The sequence below is a fragment of the Streptomyces jeddahensis genome, assembly GCF_001642995.1.
Taxonomy (GTDB): Bacteria; Actinomycetota; Actinomycetes; order Streptomycetales; family Streptomycetaceae; genus Streptomyces; species Streptomyces jeddahensis.
The window spans coordinates 43,549-64,003 of the sequence record NZ_LOHS01000037.1; the positions used below are offsets into that span (position 1 = coordinate 43,549).

12 protein-coding genes are annotated in these 20,455 nt (G+C 69.3%); 4 read left to right on the forward strand and 8 right to left on the reverse strand.

Features of this window, described 5'->3' with window-relative positions:
• Positions 1-83: 83 nt before the first annotated feature.
• The 7 genes from STSP_RS04805 to STSP_RS04835 form a co-directional block, all read right to left on the reverse strand.
• Positions 84-443, reverse strand: a complete 360-nt coding sequence (locus tag STSP_RS04805; protein ID WP_067272470.1) for a 5-carboxymethyl-2-hydroxymuconate Delta-isomerase — start codon at positions 441-443, stop codon at positions 84-86.
• Between the two features lie 85 nt (positions 444-528).
• Positions 529-5,937 (reverse strand): pullulanase-type alpha-1,6-glucosidase, encoded by a 5,409-nt coding sequence (pulA, locus tag STSP_RS04810; protein ID WP_232789522.1) that lies wholly within the window; start codon positions 5,935-5,937, stop codon positions 529-531.
• A 115-nt stretch (positions 5,938-6,052) separates the two neighbouring features.
• On the reverse strand, positions 6,053-7,435 hold the full coding sequence (locus STSP_RS04815) for an alpha-amylase (protein WP_067272474.1): 1,383 nt from the start codon (positions 7,433-7,435) through the stop codon (positions 6,053-6,055).
• A gap of 344 nt (positions 7,436-7,779) precedes the next feature.
• Positions 7,780-9,456 (reverse strand): glycoside hydrolase family 13 protein, encoded by a 1,677-nt coding sequence (locus tag STSP_RS04820; protein WP_067272476.1) that lies wholly within the window; start codon positions 9,454-9,456, stop codon positions 7,780-7,782.
• A gap of 91 nt (positions 9,457-9,547) precedes the next feature.
• Entirely contained in the window at positions 9,548-10,456 is a 909-nt protein-coding gene (locus STSP_RS04825; RefSeq protein ID WP_067272479.1) for a sugar ABC transporter permease, read from the reverse strand.
• Positions 10,457-10,469: 13 nt separating this feature from the next.
• Positions 10,470-11,471, reverse strand: coding sequence for a carbohydrate ABC transporter permease (locus tag STSP_RS04830; RefSeq protein ID WP_067272482.1), 1,002 nt, complete (start codon positions 11,469-11,471; stop codon positions 10,470-10,472).
• Between the two features lie 167 nt (positions 11,472-11,638).
• Positions 11,639-12,910 carry an extracellular solute-binding protein gene (locus tag STSP_RS04835; protein ID WP_067272485.1) on the reverse strand — a complete coding sequence of 424 codons (1,272 nt, stop codon included), beginning with the start codon at positions 12,908-12,910 and terminating at the stop codon, positions 11,639-11,641.
• A 535-nt stretch (positions 12,911-13,445) separates the two neighbouring features.
• On the opposite strand from STSP_RS04835, the gene STSP_RS04840 reads away from it, so the two are divergent.
• Entirely contained in the window at positions 13,446-14,480 is a 1,035-nt protein-coding gene (locus STSP_RS04840; RefSeq protein WP_067272488.1) for a LacI family DNA-binding transcriptional regulator, read from the forward strand.
• A gap of 124 nt (positions 14,481-14,604) precedes the next feature.
• On the forward strand, positions 14,605-15,498 hold the full coding sequence (locus tag STSP_RS04845) for a phosphatase PAP2 family protein (RefSeq protein ID WP_067272492.1): 894 nt from the start codon (positions 14,605-14,607) through the stop codon (positions 15,496-15,498).
• Between the two features lie 209 nt (positions 15,499-15,707).
• On the opposite strand, the gene STSP_RS04850 is transcribed toward STSP_RS04845, so the two are convergent.
• The gene (locus tag STSP_RS04850; RefSeq protein ID WP_067272495.1) at positions 15,708-18,701 is read right to left on the reverse strand and encodes a bifunctional [glutamine synthetase] adenylyltransferase/[glutamine synthetase]-adenylyl-L-tyrosine phosphorylase; all 2,994 of its coding nucleotides are present in this window, start codon (positions 18,699-18,701) and stop codon (positions 15,708-15,710) included.
• A 613-nt stretch (positions 18,702-19,314) separates the two neighbouring features.
• Here STSP_RS04850 and STSP_RS04855 point away from each other — a divergent pair.
• Together STSP_RS04855 and STSP_RS04860 are read left to right on the forward strand one after the other, a co-directional pair.
• The gene (locus STSP_RS04855; RefSeq protein ID WP_067272498.1) at positions 19,315-19,719 is read left to right on the forward strand and encodes an ATP-binding protein; all 405 of its coding nucleotides are present in this window, start codon (positions 19,315-19,317) and stop codon (positions 19,717-19,719) included.
• 88 nt (positions 19,720-19,807) lie between these two features.
• On the forward strand, positions 19,808-20,368 hold the full coding sequence (locus STSP_RS04860) for a pyridoxamine 5'-phosphate oxidase family protein (protein WP_067272500.1): 561 nt from the start codon (positions 19,808-19,810) through the stop codon (positions 20,366-20,368).
• Positions 20,369-20,455 lie beyond the last annotated feature (87 nt).

Consider the following 20,455-nt stretch of genomic DNA (forward strand, 5'->3'; position numbering starts at 1 on the left):
TTCAGCGTTCTTCAGCCTTCCCGGGCCTTCAGCTTGTCTGAGCCCTCACCCTGAGCCCTCACCCCCTCCTCGTACTTCCGGCCTCACCCCTCGTCATACTTCCGGTACGAGTCATCGAGGTCCCGCACCTCGGCGGAGACATGCAGCGCCAGACCCTCGGCGGGCTTCAGGAACTGCCGCGCGAGGTCGAGTACGCCCTCCGTGAGCCGCGCCTTCGTCTCCTCCGAGCGGCCCGCGAGCAGGCCGATGGTGACATGGACGATGGCGTGACCGTCCGCCGCGTCGCCGACCACAGTCTCTTCGGTGGCACGGAACACGATCTTGCAGTTCTCTATCTTGGCGGCCGCCACCTCGACGACCAGCGGGTTCAGGGCGAGCCCGAAACCCCGCCGGTCGAAGACGTCGGTCAGCTGCGCGGAATGGTCAACGGTGATCTGAGGCATGGGCCCATCCTCGCGCATCCCACCGACAACGGCAGAAAGGGGGCGGGCCCGAGGACCCGCCCCCTTCCTGACACACCGGCTCGGTCTATCCCGCCGTGAACACCGCGACCGTCCGCCCCGGCACCGTGAACGTCCCGGAGCCCGTCTCATACACGGCCCGCTTGACGACCTCGTCCGCGCCCGCGGCCTGCACGGGATGCAACGCGTACTCCGTGCCCGCGAGCGCCTCGATGCGCTGGGTCTGCCGCTCGGGCGTGGCGTTGAAGACGACGACCAGGTCACCGAGGCGCATGGTGATGACGCCCGGCGTCTCGTCCTTCCCGGACAGCGGGAAGGAGAGCTTGGACTGCACGTCGTCGGCCGTGGAGAGTCCGAAGACGTCCTCGCTCGTACGGATCTTCAGCAGGTCCTGGTACGCGGCCGACGCGCCGTTGATCTGGGCGCAGCCCACCGTGAGCGTCGGGGCCGTGAGCAGCGGCTGGGCATAGGGCCACTTGGGCTTGTTGTCGGCCTCCGGGGGCAGCCCCCGCCCGAAGCCGTTGCCGTCCGCGCAGTCCCAGTGGATGGCGTTGAACCAGTCCCCGCTGTCGTACGAGTTGCGGTCCAGGGACTTGGATCGCAGCAGGTCGGAGCCTGCCTGGGACAGCGCCGGGCCCTGCGACAGGGCGGCCGTCGCCATGGCGAGGACATGCATGCGTGCCCGGTCGTCGGCGCTCACGGACGACGGCAGCTTGAATGCGAGCGCGTCGTACAGCGTCTCGTTGTCGTGCGCGTCGGCGTATGCGAGGGCGTCACCGGGCGCCTCCGCGTATCCCGCGGGCGAACCGTTGTAGTCGACCTCGGAGCCCTTGACCGTGCGGCCCTCGGAGTCGGTGAACGTGTAGTTGGCCAGGTTGCCGGAGAGCCCCACCTTGATCAGGTCCTGGTAGTGCAGCAGGCGGGCCTTCTGCTCGGCCTCGGTGCCGTTGGCCTTCGAGGAGTTGGGCTCGGTGTAGAGGCCGGACGCGAAGCCCTGGACGCCCGGGTCCTCGTCGAAGGGGCCGCCGCCGCGGACGGCGTCACGAGCCCGGTCCGAGAAGGTCGCGATGCCGGTACCGGCCATGTTCTTCTGGGTGGCCTGCTCGAAGCGGGCGTCGTCGGCGATCTCGCCGAAGTTCCAGCCCTCGCCATAGAGGATGATCTTCTTGCCGTCGACGCCGTCCTTCTCGAGGGTCAGCGCGTCGAGGGCCTTGCGTACGGCGAGGATGTTGGCCTTCGGGTGGTGCCCCATCAGGTCGAAGCGGAAGCCGTCGACCTTGTACTCCTTCGCCCACGTGACGACCGAGTCGACGACGAGCTTGCCCATCATCGAGTTCTCGGTGGCGGTGTTCGCGCAGCACGTGGACGTGGCCACGGAACCGTCCGCGAGGAGCCGGTGGTAGTAGCCGGGCACGATCCGGTCGAGGACGGAGGTCTTCGCCTGCCCACTGGCCGCGGTGTGGTTGTAGACCACGTCCATGACGACCCGCAGGCCGTCCTCGTTCAGCGCCTCGACCATCTTCCGGAACTCCACCGTGCGCTTCGTCCCGTCCGGGTCGGTCGCGTACGAGCCCTCGGGCACCGTGTAGTGGTACGGGTCGTAGCCCCAGTTGTACGCGTCCTTGGCGGCGATCTTCGCCACGCACTCCTGCTGCTTCTCGGAGTCCGCGGGATAGGAGGCGAGGTCGCAGTCGGTCGTCGCCTGGTCGGACTTCTTCTCGGGGATCGTGGCGATGTCGAACGCCGGCAGGAGATGCACGTACGAGGTGCCGGCCTCGGCGAGTTTCCGCAGGTGCTGGGAGCCCTTGCTGTCCTTGTCGGTGAAGGCGAGGTACGTACCCGGGTGCTGCGAGGTGCTGTCGGCGACGGAGAAGTCGCGGATGTGCAGCTCCTGGATCTGCGCGTCCTTCAGCGCGACGGCCTTCGGCTTCTTCAGGGCCGACCAGCCGGACGGGGCGAGGGCCGGGTCGTCGAGGTCGACGACGAGGCTCTGCTCGGAATCGGCGGTGAGCGCCACCGAGTAGGGGTCGGTGACCTTGTTGGTGACGATCTTCTGGACGGTGGGCGCCCAGACGTCGACGACGTAGCGGTAGGGCTTGCCCTTCCACGACTTCGGGCCGGTGACCGACCACACGCCGGTCGAGGCGTCTCGCCTCATGGGGACGGAGGTGCCGTCCAGTTCGAGGGCGACCTTCTGGGCGGTGGGCGCCCACACGGAGAGCGTCGGCTTTCCGTCGTGGAACACCGGCCCGAGGTCCACCTTCGTCGCACCGGCATCGGCGTACAGGTCGTCGAGCACGCCCCCGATCTGCACGCCCGTCGCCGCGACCACCGCGCCGTTCGCGGCCCGCTGCGAGGCGACGATCTGGCCGCGCAGCGCCTCACGCACCCGGTCGCGGTCGCGCGGGTCGACGGACCAGGCCGTGTAGTCCTTGAGGTGCGGGAACTTCGCCTTCTGGGCGTCGGTGAGCATGGTCTTGTCCAGCCGCAGCCAGCGCTCATCCCTGCTGGTCAGCGCCCCATCCTGGGCAGCGATGGAACCGGTGCGGGAGTACAGCAGCTGAGTGGAGGCGGCCGCATCGCTGCCGTTCCAGGCGACGGTGTTCCGGTCGATCCAGACAGCCTTGGAGGTGGTCAGGTCGAGAGCAGCCGCGGAGCCCTCGGGCTGTGGCAGCAGGTAGTCCTCCTGGCCGTTCAACAGCCACACCTCGTAGCCGTCCGCCGTGAGGTCCAGCGACTGGTCGGCGGGCAGGTCCTTCTCGTCGCCCTTGTGGACGATGTAGCTGAGGCTGGTGGCACCCTCGGCGAGCGGCACCTCGAAGACAGCGCCATAGGCATCAGTCTTCACCGGTTTCAGGGGCTTCGACCAGTCGGTGGGGTTCGCGGCGCCCGTCCAGACGTGCAGGCCCCAGCCGTCGTAGTCGCCGTCGGCCCGGTGGTAGTGCAGGGTGGCCTTGGCCTTGTCCGGCGCCGGGTACTCGGACTCGGGCCGCTCCGTCCGTACGGTCTCCTTGCCCTGCTCGACCCAGATCTCGCCCGTCTTGGTGACGTCGATGGAGCGGTCGGCGGAGACGTCCTTGTTGCCGTCCTTGTCGATGACGAGGAAGCCCACGTTCGACGCGCCGGGCTTCAGCTTCACCCAGGCGAAGGCTCCGTACGCGTCCCGGCCGACGAAGTCGTGGCCGTCGGGCCAGGTGGTCGCCTCGCCGTCGGCGATGTCACCCCAGGCGTAGAGCCGCCAGTCGGTGTAGTCGCCGTCCTCGCGCTTGTAGTGGACGATCGCGTAGTCCCGGGAGGAGGCCGTCGGGATCTCCTCGGCGGGCGGGGTGCCGCTCGTGCCGGCGGCGGTCGCGCTGGCCGTACGCCCGGCCGAGTCGATGACGACGGCCTTGTAGCGCAGGGCGGTGCCGGGCGGTACGTCCTCGTCGATGGTCTGCGTGACCTTGTACGGGGCGTGGTCGGCCGAACCGAGCGTCTGCCACGTGCCGTCGCCGACCTGGGCGGCGAAGACGACGCGGTTGAGCTGCCCGCCATCGACATCGGCGGAGATCTCGACGGTGCCGGTGGCGCCCTCGGACGGAGCCTTCAGGGTGATCGCCGGCTTGGTGGCCGGGGCGGCGAGCTTGCTGGCCGCCTTGAAGACGACGGACGACCCGGCCGGGACGGTGACGGTGATCTTCTTGTCATCGCCGCTGGTCAGGGTCTTGTCAGTGCCGTAGATCCCGCGGAAGGCCATGCCCGCGGACCCGGTCGCGAAGGTCGCCGTCTTCGCCTCGGCGGCGTTGTTCACCGCGACGACGTACTCGGTGCCGCTCTTGGCGTCCGTACGCGAGAAGGCGTACACACCGGCGCCGTCGGCCGCGTACCGCTCCGTCTGCACGCCGTCCGCCAGAGCCGGGTTGTCCTTGCGCAGCTTGGAGAGAGCAGCGATCGCCTTGTAGAGCGGTGCACGCGTGTCGTACGCGTCGCTCGCGTGCGTGCGGTCGGTGCCCAGCTGGTCGTCGTCGAGGTAGTCGTCGACCTTCGAGGCGAACAGCGTCTGGCGGGCGTCCTTGTCGCCGCCCGCGCCCGTGAAGCCCTGCTCGTCGCCGTAGTAGACGACGGGGTTGCCGCGGCTGAGGAACATCAGCTCGTTGGCGAGCTTGTCCTTGCGCACCAGCTCGGCGTCGCTCGCGCCCGGGTTGTCCTGCTTCAGGAACGTCCCGATGCGACCCATGTCGTGGTTGCCGAGGAAGGTGACCTGCTCGTACGCGTTGGCCTTGTCCGTCGCGTACTTGTAGTCGTCACCGAAGACGGCGGCCAGCTTCTTCGCGCTTCCGCCCCCCGACGCGTACGCACGCGCGGCGTCCTGGAAGGGGAAGTCGAGCGTCGAGTCGAGGCGGCCCTGGGTGACGTACGGCGAGGTGACGGACGTGTCCGCCGAGTACACCTCGCCGAACATGAAGAAGTCGTCGCGGCCCTGCTGGGCTGCGTACGTGTCGAGGGCCGTGGCCCACTGGGTCCAGAACTCCATGTTGACGTGCTTCACGGTGTCGATCCGGAAGCCGTCGATGTCGAAGTCCCTGACCCACCGCTTGTAGATCTTCTCCATGCCCGCGACGACCTCGGGACGCTCGGTCCACAGGTCGTCGAGGCCGACGAAGTCGCCGTACGTGGCGTTCTCGCCGGACCAGGTGGAGTCGCCGCGGTTGTGGTACATCGACGGGTCGTTGAGCCAGGACGGGACCTTCAGGTCCTTCTTCGCCTCCGGCACGACGGGCGTACGGGGGAAGGTGCCGGCGTCCGTCTTCGGGAAGCCCTGGCCGCCCGCCGCGTAGTCCGCGTCGTCGAAGGGCTCGCCGTCCTTCGTCAGATAGGGGAAGGCGCCCTTGGAGAGGTAGCCGTAGGACTTCTCCTCGTAGTCGACGACGTCGGCGGTGTGGTTCGTGATGACGTCGAAGAAGACCTTCATGCCCTTCGCGTGGGCCTTGTCGATCAGGTTCTCGAGGTCCGCGTTGGTGCCGAAGTGCGGGTCGACCTGGGTGAAGTCGGTGATCCAGTAGCCGTGATAGCCGGCCGAGGCGTCCTTGCCGTCGCCCTGCACGGGCTGGTTCTTGAAGATCGGCGCCATCCAGATGGCCGTGGTGCCGAGGCCCTTGATGTAGTCGAGCTTCTTGGTGAGGCCCTTGAGGTCGCCACCCTGGTAGAAGCCCTTGTCCGTCGGGTCGTAACCGGTCGCCAGTCGCGAACCGGTCAGTCCGCCGCGGTCGTTGGACGTGTCGCCGTTGGCGAAACGGTCCGGCAGGACGAAGTAGAACTGCTCACGGGTGAGGTCGTGGCGGGCGGGCTCGGCGGCGAGCCGTGCGTCGGAGGGCGGCGGGGGCACCGCCGCGGCCGCCATCGGTACGGCGGGCACGAGCGCGGCGCACAGCGCGCCCGCGACGACGGCCGCGGTTCTTCGCGCGAGGCGCGGACGCGGCGAGGAAGGGCGTATCAAGGCGGGAAACTCCCTTGGAGTTACGAGGGTTATGGGAGACGGCCGCCCGGCGCGAGCGGGGCTGACAATGACACGCCGGGCGACCGGATCAGAGAGGCCAACCGGCCAGGTGGGATCAGCAGCTGGACTTGCCGGAGTACAGCGCGAGCGCCGTGTTCGAGCCGAGCGTCGCCGTGAACTGACCCGAGCCGTTCACCGTGACGGGCGAGCGGCTCTGCACGTCGCAGTAGGTGCCCGCGGGCAGCGACGTCTGGTAGGTCCGGGTCAGCGACGAGGACTCGTGGTTGATGGCCACGAAGCCCTTGCTGCCGCGGCCGAACGCGATGGCGTCGTTGCCGTTGTCCCACCAGTTGGTGACGGACTGACCGCGGGTGGCGTTGCGGAAAGCCACCATGGACTGGATCTCCGGCCAGGCGTGCTGGCACTTCCAGCCGTCCTGCCAGCAGGCGTTGACCGTGCCGTCGTTGGGCGGGCCCGCGTCCGTGCTGGACCACTCGTAGCCGGAGTTGATGTCCGGGGCGCCGTACGGCCAGGCGAGCATGAAGACGTTCGCGAGGGTGTAGTTGGCGTTGTCCTTGTAGCTGAGCGTGGAGCCGTTGCGCTCGGTGTCGTGGTTGTCGACGAAGACGCCCGCGGCGCCGCTGCTCATGTAGCCCCAGCCCTCGCCGTAGTTCTTCAGGTAGGCGAGGTTCTCGTTGTTGAAGACCCGCTTGAGGTCGTACGCGTAGCGGAACTCCTGGACGTCGCCGGTGCCCGTGTACTCGGTCGGCTGCACGGCCTCGCCGGAGCCGTAGATGACCTCCTGCTTCCAGTACGCGGACGGGTTGCTGAGCCGGGATTTGATGGCGGCGAGGTCGGCGGCCGGGATGTGCTTGGCGGCGTCGATGCGGAAACCGTCGACGCCGTAGCCGAGCAGCGTGTTCATGTAGCCCGCGATGGCCGAGCGGACGTACTCCTCGCCGGTGTCCAGGTCGGCGAGCCCGACGAGCTCGCAGTGCTGGACGTTGTACCGGTCCTGGTAGTTGGAGATCTGCGCGGTGCAGTCGTCGAAGTCGGGCGCCGAGTACAGGCCGGGGTAGTCGTACTTGCTGTACGAGGAGCCGCCGGTGCCGGTGCCGCTGCCCGCCGACATGTGGTTGATGACCGTGTCGACGACGACCTTGACGCCCGCGTTGTGGCAGGTGGCGATCATGTCCTTGAAGTCGGTGGTGTCACCGAGCCGCCCGGCTATCTTGTAGCTGACCGGCTGGTACGAGGTCCACCACTGCGAGCCCTGGATGTGCTCGGCGGGCGGCGACACCTGGACGAAGCCGTAGCCGGCCGGGCCGAGACGGTTCGTGCACTCCTTCGCGACGGAGTCGAAGTCCCACTCGAAGAGCACAGCGGTGACGTCCTTGGTGCCGGGCGGTGACGCCTGCGCGGTGGAGCCGGGGACGGCGACCGCGGCCGTCGCGGCCGCCACGAGGGCGAGCGCGCCGGAGAGGGTTCTGCTGGCCATGTCGGGTTCCTTCTGCGTGTATGTGGGGGCGACACGCCCTCGGGTGCCGGCACCGGAGGGCAACACGACTGCCGGTAGGACAGTTGAAGGTTCTTGCTGCAAGCTGTCAGAGAATTGCAGTGAGCAGACGGTATGAGCCCGCGAGCATGGGGTCAACCCTTTCGACATGCTCTCGTCACATTTACGAAATCGCCCCGCAGTGGCGGGCATTGGCACCGCCAATGACCTGCCCGAACCGCGCCAGGAGGGGCTTGGAGCGCGAGAGGGGCCCGCCGCCCGATCAAGCGGCAGGCCCCTGAAAGAACGCAGCAATCTCTTGCAAGCGGACTACACGGCGCTGAAGGTCAGCCGATCGTCCACCACACCGTGGTGTCCGCCGGGAGCTCCGCCTCGTCGTTCGCCACGGTGACGTCCCCGCTGGCGAGCAGGACGCGGCCGTAGGCCGGTACGCGCACGCTCTCCCCGGTCGTGTTCGCCGTGCAGAAGAAGTCGCCGCGGCGGAAGACCAGAACGCCCGCGGGCGCGTCGAGCCAGGTGACGGATTCGCCGGCGCCCAGGTCGGGGTGCTCGCGGCGGGCGCCGAGCGCGCTGCGGTACAGCTCCAGCGTCGAGCCCGGGACCCCGGTCTGCGCCTCGACGCTCAGCTCGCCCCACTCGGCGGGCTGCGGCAGCCAGCTGCCTCCCTCGCCGAAGCCGTACGAGGAGCCGGTACGGGTCCACGGGATGGGCACCCGGCAGCCGTCGCGGAAGCCGTCCTGGCCGGCGCCCCGGAAGTACGCGGGGTCCTGGCGGACCTCGTCCGGCAGGTCCACGACGTCCGGCAGGCCGAGCTCCTCGCCCTGGTAGATGTACGCGGAACCGGGCAGCGCCAGCATCAGCAGCGTAGCCGCGCGGGCACGCCGCAGGCCGAGCTCGCGGTCGCCCGCGAGGCGGATCTGCGTGCCGAGGCCGGGCGGGTTGGCGAACCGCGTGGCGTGCCGGGTGACGTCGTGGTTGGACAGCACCCAGGTGGTGGGCGCGCCGACCGGGCGCATGGAGTCCAGGGAGCGGTCGATGACCTCCCGGAGCTCACCTGCCTCCCAAGCGGTACTCAGGTACTGGAAGTTGAACGCCTGATGCAGCTCGTCGGGGCGCACGTAGTTGGCGGTGCGCTCGATGGTCGGGGTCCATGCCTCGGCGACGAAGATCCTCTCGCCCGCGTACTCGTCGAGGATCTTGCGCCAGCTGCGGTAGATGTCGTGCACGCCGTCCTGGTCGAAGAACGGCATGACGTCGTTGCCGAGCAGCTTCAGCTGGTCGTGCGATCCGAGGTCGGGCAGGCCCTCGGCCTTCACCAGGCCGTGCGCCACGTCGATGCGGAAGCCGTCGACGCCCATGTCGAGCCAGAAGCGCAGGATCGAGCGGAACTCGTCGCCGACGGCCGGGTGCTCCCAGTTGAAGTCGGGCTGCTCGGGTGCGAAGAGGTGCAGGTACCACTCGCCGGGGGTGCCGTCGGGCTCGGTGACCCGGGTCCAGGCGGGGCCCCCGAAGATGGACTCCCAGTCGTTCGGCGGCAGTTCGCCGTTCTCGCCCTTGCCGGGGCGGAAGTGGTAGCGGTCCCGCAGCGGCGAGCCGGGCCCCTCCTGGAGCGCGCGCTTGAACCACTCGTGCTGGTCGGAGGAGTGGTTGGGCACGAGGTCGACGATGATCCGCAAGTCCAGGGCGTGGGCGTCGCGGATCAGCGCGTCGGCGTCCAGGAGGTTGCCGAACATGGGGTCCACGGCCCGGTAGTCCGCGACGTCGTAGCCGGCGTCGGCCTGCGGCGAGGCGTAGAACGGGCTCAGCCACACGGCGTCGATGCCGAGGTCGCGCAGATAGGGCAGTCGGGAACGCACGCCCTCCAGGTCACCCATGCCATCGCCGTTGCTGTCGGCGAAGCTGCGCGGATACACCTGGTAGATCACCGCGTCGCGCCACCAGCCGGGGGTCGGCGCGGTGGCGAGAGCGGAGCTCTGCGGCTGCTCGGCAGTGTGCTGACTCATGACGTCCTTGCTGCGTAAAGGGATACGAAAACGGTGGCGCACAGAAGTTACGGAACCGGGGCACTCATGCTTATTCCGTGTGTGCATGGGCTCAGCCCTTGGTGCCGCCTGCTGTGAGGCCGGTCACAAGGTTCTTCTGGACGAGGTAGAAGAGCGCGGAGATCGGGACGGCGATCAGGACCGCGGCGGCCGCCATGTAGTGGCGCTGCGCGTCGTGTTCGCTGATGAAGCTCTGCAGGCCCACGGCGAAGGTGTACTTCGTGTCGTCCAGCAGGAAGACGGACGCGAACGCGACCTCTCCCCATGCGGTGATGCAGGTGTAGAAGGCGGCCACCGCGAGGCCCGGGCGGGCCAGCGGCAGGATCAGCCGCGCGAACGTGCCGAAGGGTGAGAGCCCGTCGACGCGGCCCGCCTCGTCGATCTCCACCGGGATGGTGTCGAAGTAGCCCTTGAGCAGCCATGCGCAGTACGGCACGGCCGTGGTGCAGTAGATGAGGATGAGACCGCCGTAGCTGTCGATGAGGCCCAGCTCCGAGAGGATCTCGTACATCGGGACCATCAGCACAGCGACCGGGAACATCTGGGTGACCAGCAGGATCCACATGAACTTCCGGTAGCCGGGGAAGCGCATGCGGGAGACCGCGTAGCCGGTGGTGGCGGCGAACAGCACGCCGATGACCGTCGTGCCGAGCGACACGATGAGCGTGCTGGCCAGCCAGTTGAAGAAGTTGGTGTGCAGCAGCACGAAGGAGTAGTTGGACAGCGTCGCCGTGTCGAGGATCCGCTCCGGGTGCAGGTAGTCGTCCTTGTCGGGGCCGAGCGACAGGAAGATCAGCCAGGCGATCGGGAACAGCGCGATCAGGCTCGCGACGATCAGCGCGCCGTGCGTGAGGAGGGTGGCGACGGGGCTGCGCCGGCCGCGCCGCCGCGCCCGGCGGGCCGGTACCGCCGGGGTCTTGTCCGTCGCCGCGGCCGGGGTGTCGAGGGTCGTGGTGCTCATGGGGACTCCTGCCTCAGACGGCGAGCTGCTCATTGCGGGCCAGCCAGCGGCGGTAGACGGAGGTGAAGACGATCAGGATGGACAGCAGCAGCACGCCGTACGTGGCGGACTCGGCGTACTCGCGCGGCTGCTGGCCGAAGCCCAGATAGAAGGCCCAGGTGACGAGGATGTCGGCCTCCGGCGCTGTGCCGCCGAACAGCAAGAAGATGATCGCGAACTGGTTGAACGTCCAGATGACGCCGAGCAGCACGACGGTGGAGCTGACCGTGCGCAGGCCCGGCAGCGTCACGTAGCGGAAGCGCTGCCAGGGGCTCGCGCCGTCCATCTCCGCCGCCTCATACAGGGACGCGTCGATCGACTGCAGGCCGCCGAGCAGCGAGACCATCATGAACGGCACACCGCACCAGGTGTTGACCATGATCGCGGCGAAGCGCTGGAAGAAGGTGTCCTCGAGCCACTGCGGCTGCGGCAGATGCAGCGCGCCCAGCATGGAGTTGATGACGCCGGAGTCGGCGAGCATGAACCGCCAGGAGAAGACGGTGACGAAGGTGGGCACCGCCCAGGGCAGGATCAGCAGCATCCGGTAGAAGGTGCGGCCGCGCATCTTCTGGTTGAGCAGCAGGGCAAGGCCCAGGCCGATGACGTAGTGGAAGGTGACGCAGAGCGCCGTCCACACGACGGTCCAGATGAAGTGGGACCAGAACCGGTCGTACGAGGTCGGTCCCCACAGGATGTCGGCGTAGTTGTCGAGGCCGATGAACTTGTACGTGGCGTCGATGTGGTTGACGCCGATGGTGCGCGCCGAGTTGAGGCTGTCGGCGTCGGTGAACGTGAGGTAGAAGCCCCGCACCAGGGGATAGAGCACCAGCACGCCGAGCACGACGGCGACAGGGGTGATCATCGCGTACGCGTACCAGTACCTCTGGTACGAGCGCTTCAGGCGCTGCAGCGGGCCGGTGCGCGGCCCGCGGTCACCGCGGCTCTTGGTGGCCGCGCTCTCGACGGCGACTGTCATGGTTCGACACCTTCTGAGGGAGATCTGCTCGCTGACGGCCGGGGCTGCCGGTGCTGCCCGGGGCTGCGGGGTGCTGCCGGGTGCTGCCCGGTTCGGCTGAGGGCGTGCCGGTGGCCGCCGGATCCCGCCCGCCCCCTCGACGGGCGGGATCCGGCGGCCACTCACGGTCACTTGCTGAAGTCGGGCACCAGCTTGGCGATCGCGGTCTCCGCGTCGGTCAGGCCCTTGTCCAGCGACGACTTGCCGCCGGCGATCTTGATCAGCTCGGTGTCGAGCGGGCCCCACAGCGAGCTGTACTCGGGCAGCTCGGGACGCGGCTGGGCGGCGCCGAGCACCGTCTGGAAGCCGGCGATGCCCGGGTCGGCCTTGACCTCGGCCGTGTAGGCGTCGTCACGCGTCGGCAGCGTGGAGTTCTTCAGGGCGATCTGCTCCTGCGACTTCGCCGACGTCATGAACTTCACGAACTTCAGCGAGGCCTCCTGATGGGCCTTGTCCGAGCCCGCATACACGGAGAGGTTGTGGCCGCCGGTCGGGGCGCCCGCCTTGCCGCTCGAGCCGGCCGGGACGGTGGCGATGCCGAGGTTGGACTTGTCCTTGAAGGCCGAGCCCTTGTAGAAGTTCGTGATCTCCCAGGGGCCCTGGATGATCGCGGCGACCTTGCCGCTGACGAACGCGTCCTGGATGTGGGCGTAGGCGTCGGCGGTGGTGTCGGCCTTGTGCAGGCCCTTGCCGTCGAACAGGCTCAGCCAGGTCTTGTAGCCCTTGACCGCGGCGTCGCTCTTGACCGTGATCTTCTTGGCGTCCACGTCGACGGTGTCGGTGCCCTCGCCGTAGAGGAAGGACTGGGCGTAGTACGACTGCGTGCTACCCCAGTAGCCGTCGACGCCCGTCTTGTCCTTGATCTTGGCGGCGGCGGACTTCAGGTCGTCCCAGGTGGCGGGCGGCTCGGTGATGCCGGCCTTCTCGAAGAGCTCCTTGTTGTAGACCAGCGCGAGGGTGTCGGTGACCAGCGGGACGCCGTAGGTCTTGCCCTCGTACTGGGCCTGCTTGATGAGGTTCGGCTGGAACTTGTCCTTGTCGGCGAGGGCCTCGGTGCCGTCGAGCGGCAGCAGGTAGCTCTTCTTGGCGAACGCGGGGGTCCAGCCGACCTCGGAGCGCAGGACATCCGGGGCGCCCTTGGAACCGGCGGCGGTGTCGAACTTGTTCTCCGCCTGGTCGAACTGGACGTTGACGTACTTGACCTTGATGTCCGGGTTGGCCTTCTCGAACTGCTTGATCAGGGTCTTGTACGTCGGGGCCTCGTTGGTGGCGTTGGACGTGTCCCACCAGGTGATGGTGACCGGACCGTCGGCGCTGTCGCCGCTGTCACTTCCGCCGCAGGCCGTCGCCGTGAGGGCGAGGGACGCCACCAGCGCGGTGGCCGCTATGCCACGCCGCATTGAGTTCTCCTTGAGGGTGAAAGCCCGTGTGGTGGGGGATGCGGTCCCGCCCGCGTCCCCTGGCCGACTTGCCGACTGCTCCGTTGCGGCCGCCGGGCGACGGAGAACGTAACAGCGCTGCAAGCGTTGCGAAAGACCTTGCAGCAAAAAAGTGCAAGAAGCCTGGACCGGTTACCGCTTCGTAACTTCTGCGTGGTGTGCGCGAGATCGGGTCGGCCCAGCTGGCAGGGGGGTCGCGACAGTCGTCTCCGTGCTGTGCAAGACTCTGCAAGCCCTTGCCAGGATCGTCCGATACGGCAATCATCGGCCCGTCCGGTCCTTGCAGAGGTCGCCACCGGTCACCGCACCCGGTCGCCCCATCCACCGGACACCCCTCCGGATGGCGCACAGCCGCCGGCCCCCACCCCCCACCGGTCACCCACCAGGAACACGAGGGAGCACGATGACGCAGCAGCCCCGAGCGGGCGGTCCAAGTGCCCGGATCAGGCGTCCGGTTGGTGGGCATCCCGACATCCGCCCGGTAGGGTCCACTCCCGTGACCGCACGGCTCGCCGACATCGCAGCCCAGGCGGGGGTCAGCGAGGCGACCGTGAGCCGTGTTCTGAACGGGAAGCCGGGAGTCGCCTCGACCACCCGCCAGTCCGTCCTTGCCGCGCTCGACGTCCTCGGCTACGAACGGCCGGTGCGGCTGCGGCAGCGCAGCGCCGGCCTCGTCGGGCTGATCACGCCCGAGCTGGAGAACCCGATCTTCCCGGCGCTGGCCCAGGTCATCGGCCAGGCCCTGACCCGCCAGGGGTACACGCCCGTCCTGGCCACCCAGACGCCGGGCGGCTCCACCGAGGACGAACTCACCGAGATGCTGGTGGACCGGGGCGTCTCCGGCATCATCTACGTCTCCGGGCTGCACGCCGACACCACCGCCGACATGCAGCGCTATGAGCAACTGCGCGCCCAGGGCGTGCCCTTCGTCCTCGTCGACGGGTTCTCGCCGAAGGTCCAGGCACCCTTCATCTCGCCCGACGACCGGGCCGCGATGCAGCTCGCCGTCACCCACCTCGTCTCGCTCGGGCACACCCGGATCGGGCTCGCGCTGGGCCCGAAGCGGTTCGTGCCGGTGCAGCGGAAGATCGAGGGGTTCGTCCGCACCATGCAGGACCTGCTGGGCCTCACCCCCGACGACGTCGAGGAGCGACTCGTCCAGCACTCCCTGTACACGCTGGAGGGCGGCCAGGCCGCGGCCTCCGCCCTCATAGCCCGGGACTGCACGGCGATCGTGTGCGCGAGCGACATGATGGCGCTCGGCGCCATCCGGGCGGCGCGGCAGCAGGGCCTGGAGGTGCCGGACGACATATCGGTGGTCGGTTTCGACGACTCGCCGCTCATCGCCTTCACCGACCCGCCGCTGACGACCATCCGCAAGCCGGTCCCCGCGATGGGCCAGGCGGCGGTCCGCACCCTGCTCGAGGAGATCGGCGGTACGCCCGCTCCGCACAGCGAGTTCGTCTTCATGCCGGAGCTGGTGGTACGGGGCTCGACGGCCTCGGCGCCCGGGGAACGCCACCGCCCGTAGGACGGCCTGCACCGGACGCAGCAGCCCCTAGGGCACCCGGTCGTCCATACGGCGTAGAGAAAGCGAAGGCAACTCGACCAGAGGATGATCGGTCGGGGGGTCGTTTCTGGCAGACTCTGTCCCTATGGGTGAGACGACCGTGACGACTCTGGAAGGCCGCCGTGCGGCCGCTCCATCACCCGTCGCGGGCGAGGCCGACGGCCGTTCGGAGCAGAGCCTTCTGCGCCGGGTGCGAGCCCCTCGGCGTCCCCGGCTCTGGTTCGAGATCCTGCTGATCGCCGTGAGTTACTGGACGTACTCCCTGATCCGCAACGCCGTGCCGGAGCAGAAGGCGCAGGCGCTGCGCAACGCCGACTGGATCTGGAGCGTGGAACGCCGGCTCGGGATCGCCGTGGAGCAGATCGTCAACCACGCCGCGAACTCCGTGAAATGGCTGATCGTCGGCATGAACTACTACTACGCGACACTGCACTTCGTGGTGACGCTCGGAGTGCTGGTGTGGCTCTACCGCAGCCACCCCGGCCGCTATGCGGCGGCGCGCACGGCCCTGTTCGTGACGACCGGAGTCGCCCTGATCGGCTACTACCTGTATCCTCTGGCGCCGCCCCGGCTGATGAACGGCGGGCGCTTCGTGGACACGGTGCTGGTCCACCAGACGTGGGGCTCGATGGCGTCCGGCGACCTGAAGAACATGTCGAACCAGTACGCCGCGATGCCGTCCATGCACATCGGCTGGTCCGTCTGGTGCGGCATCACGATCTTCGCCCTGGCCACGGTCCCCTGGGCGCGCGTCCTGGGCCTGCTGTACCCGGCCGGCACCCTGGTCGTCATCGTTGCCACGGCCAACCACTTCTGGCTGGACGCGGTGGGCGGCATGGCCTGCCTGGCCTTCGGTTACGGGGTGGCCCGCGCGTGGTACGGGGCGCTTCCGCACACGCTGCCGCGGTTGATACACCACCGGACCGGCGGCTCCCAGACACTGCCCACACCGACGGGCGTGCCCGCGAACCAGCCCTGAGCGTCGCAACCGACTCGTAGACGCGTACGTCCGAGGGGGCACCGCCCAACCCAATCCCCGCCGCAACGGCGCGCAACCACAACGACGGATCCCGGCGGTGCCGAACCGACCTCGGCCATCCGTACAGCCGGTTCCGCACGAAGAAAACCGGCCCGACGGGGGCACCCCGCCCCAGAATCCCGCGCAGTTCCGCGAACCGTGGAACTGCGCTACGCGCCGTAGAGCAGCTCCTCCACCACAGCCCGAGCCCTCCGCGTCCGACGCCGGTAGTCGTCGAGCATGTCCCCCACGTGCCCGGGCCCGTATCCGAGGTACCGCCCCACCGCGGCCAGTTCCCGGCCGTCCGACGGGAACGTGTCGCCCGCGCGGCCGCGGACGAGCATGACGGCGTTGCGGACGCGCGTCGCGAGGACCCAGGCGTCGTCGAGGATCGCGGCGTACTCGCCGGAGATCAGCTCGGCCGCGCATGCCGCGGCCAGGGCCTCGCGGGTGCGCGTGGTGCGCAGGCCGGGCTCCGCCCAGCCGTGGCGGAGCTGCAGCAGCTGCACGGTCCACTCGACGTCGGACAGGCCGCCGCGGCCCAGCTTGGTGTGCAGGGTCGGATCGGCGCCCCGCGGCAGCCGTTCCGACTCCATACGGGCCTTCAGACGGCGGATCTCGCGTACGGCGTCCTCGCCGAGCCCCTCGGCGGGGTACCGCAGCGGGTCGATCAGCTCGACGAAGCGGCGGCCCAGGTCCTCGTCGCCTGCGACCGGTTCGGCGCGCAGCAGCGCCTGCGACTCCCACACGAGCGACCAGCGCCGGTAGTACGCCTCGTACGACTTGAGGGTGCGCACCAGCGGGCCGGTCTTGCCCTCGGGCCGTAGGTCGGCGTCGATCAGCAGCGGCGGGTCGGAGCTGGGCAGCTGGAGGAGCCGTCGCATCTCGGCGACCACGGTGTTCGCGGCCTCCGCCGCCTCCTGCTCGTCGACGCCCTCGCGCGGCTCGTGCACGAAGATCACGTCCGCGTCCGATCCGTAGCCCAGTTCGTGCCCGCCGAAGCGGCCCATGCCGATGACGGCGAAACGGGTGGGCAGCGTGTCGCCCCAGCGGTCCCGTACGACCGCCCGCAGCGCACCGGCGATCGTCGCGGCCGTGAGGTCGGAGACGGCGTTCCCCACCCGGTCCACCAGCGCTCCGGTGTCGGCCTCGGCGGGGCTCTCCTCCGTGCCGTACGAGGCGACGATGTCGGCGGCAGCGGTGCGGAACAGCTCGCGTCGCCGTACGCCGCGGGCCGCCGTGACCGCCTGCTCGCCGTCGTCGGCCCGGCCGACGGCGGCGAGGATCTCCTGCTCCAGGTGGCCCCGGTCGCGCGGTGCGAGTCCGCTGGGGTCGCCCAGCAGGGCGACGGCCTCGGGGGCGCGCATCAGCAGGTCGGGGGCGAGGCGCCCGGCGGACAGCACCCGCGCCAGGTTCTGCGCTGCCGCGCCCTCGTCGCGCAGCAGCCGCAGGTACCAGGGCGTCTTGCCGAGCGCGTCCGACACCTTGCGGAACCCCAGCAGGCCCGCGTCGGGGTCGGCGGAGTCCGCGAACCAGCCGAGCAGCACCGGCAGCAGCGTGCGCTGGATGGCCGCCTTGCGCGTCACGCCGGAGGCCAGGGCCTCGAGGTGGCGCAGGGCGGCGGCCGGGTCGGCGTAGCCGAGGGCGACCAGCCGCTCCCGGGCGGCGTCGGCGCTCAACCGCGCCTCGCCAGGGGCGAGTTGGGCGACCGCGTCGAGCAGCGGCCGGTAGAAGAGCTTCTCGTGGAGCCGCCGTACGGCGGAGCTGTGCCGCCGCCAGGCCCGGTTGAGCTCGGTGACCGGCTCGGTCCTCAGCCCCAGCGAGCGCCCGATGCGCCGAAGGTCGGCCTCGTCCTCCGGCACGAGGTGGGTGCGGCGCAGCCGGTGGAGCTGGATGCGATGCTCCATGGAGCGGAGGAAACGGTACGCCTCGTCGAGCTGCGCGGCGTCGACCCGGCCCACGTACCCTCCCACGGCCAGGGCCTTCAGCGCGTCCAGCGTCGTGCCGCTGCGCAAGCTGGTGTCGGACCGCCCGTGCACCAACTGCAGCAGCTGCACGGCGAATTCGACGTCCCGCAGCCCGCCGGGACCGAGCTTCAGCTCCCGCTCGATCTCGGCGGCCGGAATGTTGGCGACGACCCGCCGCCGCATCTTCTGCACGTCGGCGACGAAGTTCTCGCGCTCGGCCGCCTGCCAGACGAGCGGCGAGAGCGTGGCGACGTACTGCTCGCCGAGCTCCAGGTCCCCGGCGACCGGCCGCGCCTTGAGCAGCGCCTGGAACTCCCAGGTCTTGGCCCAGCGCTGGTAGTACGCGAGGTGCGAGGACAGCGTCCGTACGAGCGGCCCGTTCCGCCCCTCCGGCCGCAGATTGGCGTCGACGGGCCAGATCGTGCCCTCGACCGTCGTCTCGGAGCAGATCCGCATCAGGTGCGAGGCGAGCCGCGTTGCGGCCTGCAGCGCCTTGCCTTCGTCGGCACCCTCCGCGGCCTCGCCCACGAAGATCACGTCCACGTCGGAGACGTAGTTGAGCTCGTGGCCGCCGCACTTGCCCATCGCGATGACCGCGATCCGGCACAGCGCCGTGTCCTCGGGCGCCGCGGCCTGCGCGATGGTGAGCGCGGCGCGCAGCGTCGCAGTCGCCAGATCCGCGAGCTCGGCCGCCGTCTGCGCGACATCGGTCGTCCCGCACACGTCGCGCGCGGCGATCGACAGCAGGCAGCGCCGGTAGGCGACGCGCAGCGACACGGGATCGACGGCCTCGGCGAGCCCCCGCTCGAACTCCTCGACGCCCGGGTGCAGGTCCTCCGGCTCGTACATGACCAGCGCGTGCCAGTCCCGCGGATGCCGCGCCAGGTGGTCACCGAGCGCCGCGGAGGCGCCGAGCACCCCGAGCAGCCGGTCGCGCAGCGGCTTCGACGCTATGAGCGTGTCGAGCAGCTCCCGCCGGGCCGTACGATCGGGCTGCGCCTCGAGCAGCCGTACGAGTCCGAGCAGCGCCTGATCGGGGTCGGCGGTCGCGCCCAGGGCGTCCAGGAGTACGGGGTCGGCGCGGACGGGCGACAGTTCGGCACTGTCGAGCAGCCGCTCGGCGGCGGACGGGTCGGTGAAGCCGTGCCGCAGCAGCCGCGTGAAAGTACTGCTCCTGCGCCCCTGCGGCACGTTCATCGCGCGGTCTCCCGTTCGATCAAGGTCGTCCGACTTGAGCCTAACCGGAGCGCCGCGCGGAAGCGCCTGTGCGCTGCGGGGCATTCTCGGCGCGCGTCGGCACCCCCCAGCTGCCCGCCGGATGATCCAGGCAACGGTGATCCAGGCAATGGCCGAAAAGTGACTCTTGTTGAAGGGTCAACGGGCTTCGGATAATCCAACATGCGACTGACGGAACGTTTCTTCTGAATGCCGGACATGTTCCCGTCAAGCGCATCACCCCCCATGAAGAGGAAGTTCGTTGGACGACATGCCGCTCTGCGCCGGAAGGCCTCCCGCCGCAGCAACCGCCGTGATCTCGCCGCGTCCCAGGAGCCGCACGCCGGACTGATACCTGCCGCGGGCGAGAGGCCCGCGCAGCGTGCGAGGACCGCACGACGTACAGAGTCTCGAACGCGTCCTGACGGCGACCGGCTGGGCCCCCGCTTTGGTCTTCCCGGTCTGCTGGGTCACGCCTCGGTCCCCAAGCCGGAGCCGAAGCCGTGAGCCGCCAGTTCCCGAACGGCGCCATCGCCGCATCAGGCCGTACCACTTCCCCCAGCAAGCGTTGCCCTCAGGCCGGAGGCTGAGCCCATTGACCTGCGATATCGAGACTCTCGACTTCTACCGCCTGCACCTACCGGCCGTCGGCGAGCACAGCTTGCGGCACGTCCGGCGCATCGTACGAGCGCATCTGCACCACTGGGAGCTGCCCGAGCTGTCGGACGCGGCCGAACTGTGCGTGACGGAGCTGCTGTCGAATGTGCTGAGACATGTGCCGGACCCGACCTGCACCGTCACCTTCCGGTGCCTCGGGGGCGAGGCCGTACGGATCGAAGTACACGACAGCAGCCCGGATGTGCCGTACATCCGGGTCACCGGGGACCTGCTGGGCGAGAACGGGCACGGGCTTGTCCTGCTGGCGGCCGTCACCGACCTGTGGGACGCGGAGCCGACGGCCACGGGCAAGAAGGTGTGGTTCGAGCTGAAACGGTCGTAGCCTCCGAGCGCCTTCGGCGAGCACCGATGAGTTCCGCCCCGATGCGCGGTCTGTACTTGGCAGCCACCATCGAGGAGCAGGCCGGAACATGCCGCAGCAAGAACCCCCCGACGAAACCCGAACGGGACCCCGCAACGGATCCCACAAGGAACCCCGCGCCGAACTCGACGCACGCTACAGCGATGCCGAGGCCACGGCGGTCGACTGGTCCGATGCGGAGGCGATGCTCGCGACGGCGGAGCTCTTCTGGCTTTCGACCGTACGTCCGGACCAGCGTCCGCACGTCACCCCGCTGCTCGCGGTGTGGCTCGACGGCGCGCTGCATTTCTGCACCGGCCCCGAGGAGCGCAAGGCGAGGAACCTGGAGCAGAACCCGCAGGTGGTCCTGACCACGGGCACCAACACCTGGAACGCGGGCTACGACCTGGTCGTCGAGGGCGAGGCGGTCCGCGTGAGCGACGACACCCGGCTGCGGCGGCTCGCGGAGGCGTGGGAGAGCAAGTACGGCAGCGTCTGGCACTTCGAGGTGCGGGACGGGTACTTCCACCATGACGCGGGGCGCGCCCTGGTCTTCGAGGTGGCTCCGCGTACGGCTTTCGGATTCGGCAAGGGCGAACGGTTCAGCCAGACCCGCTGGCGGTTCCCCTGAGTGGCCCCAGGTCCACTGGACGCCCCACGTCCCACTTAGAGGAGCTAACACAATGCCTGGACGCGTCGGTAGGTGATGACGCAGCAG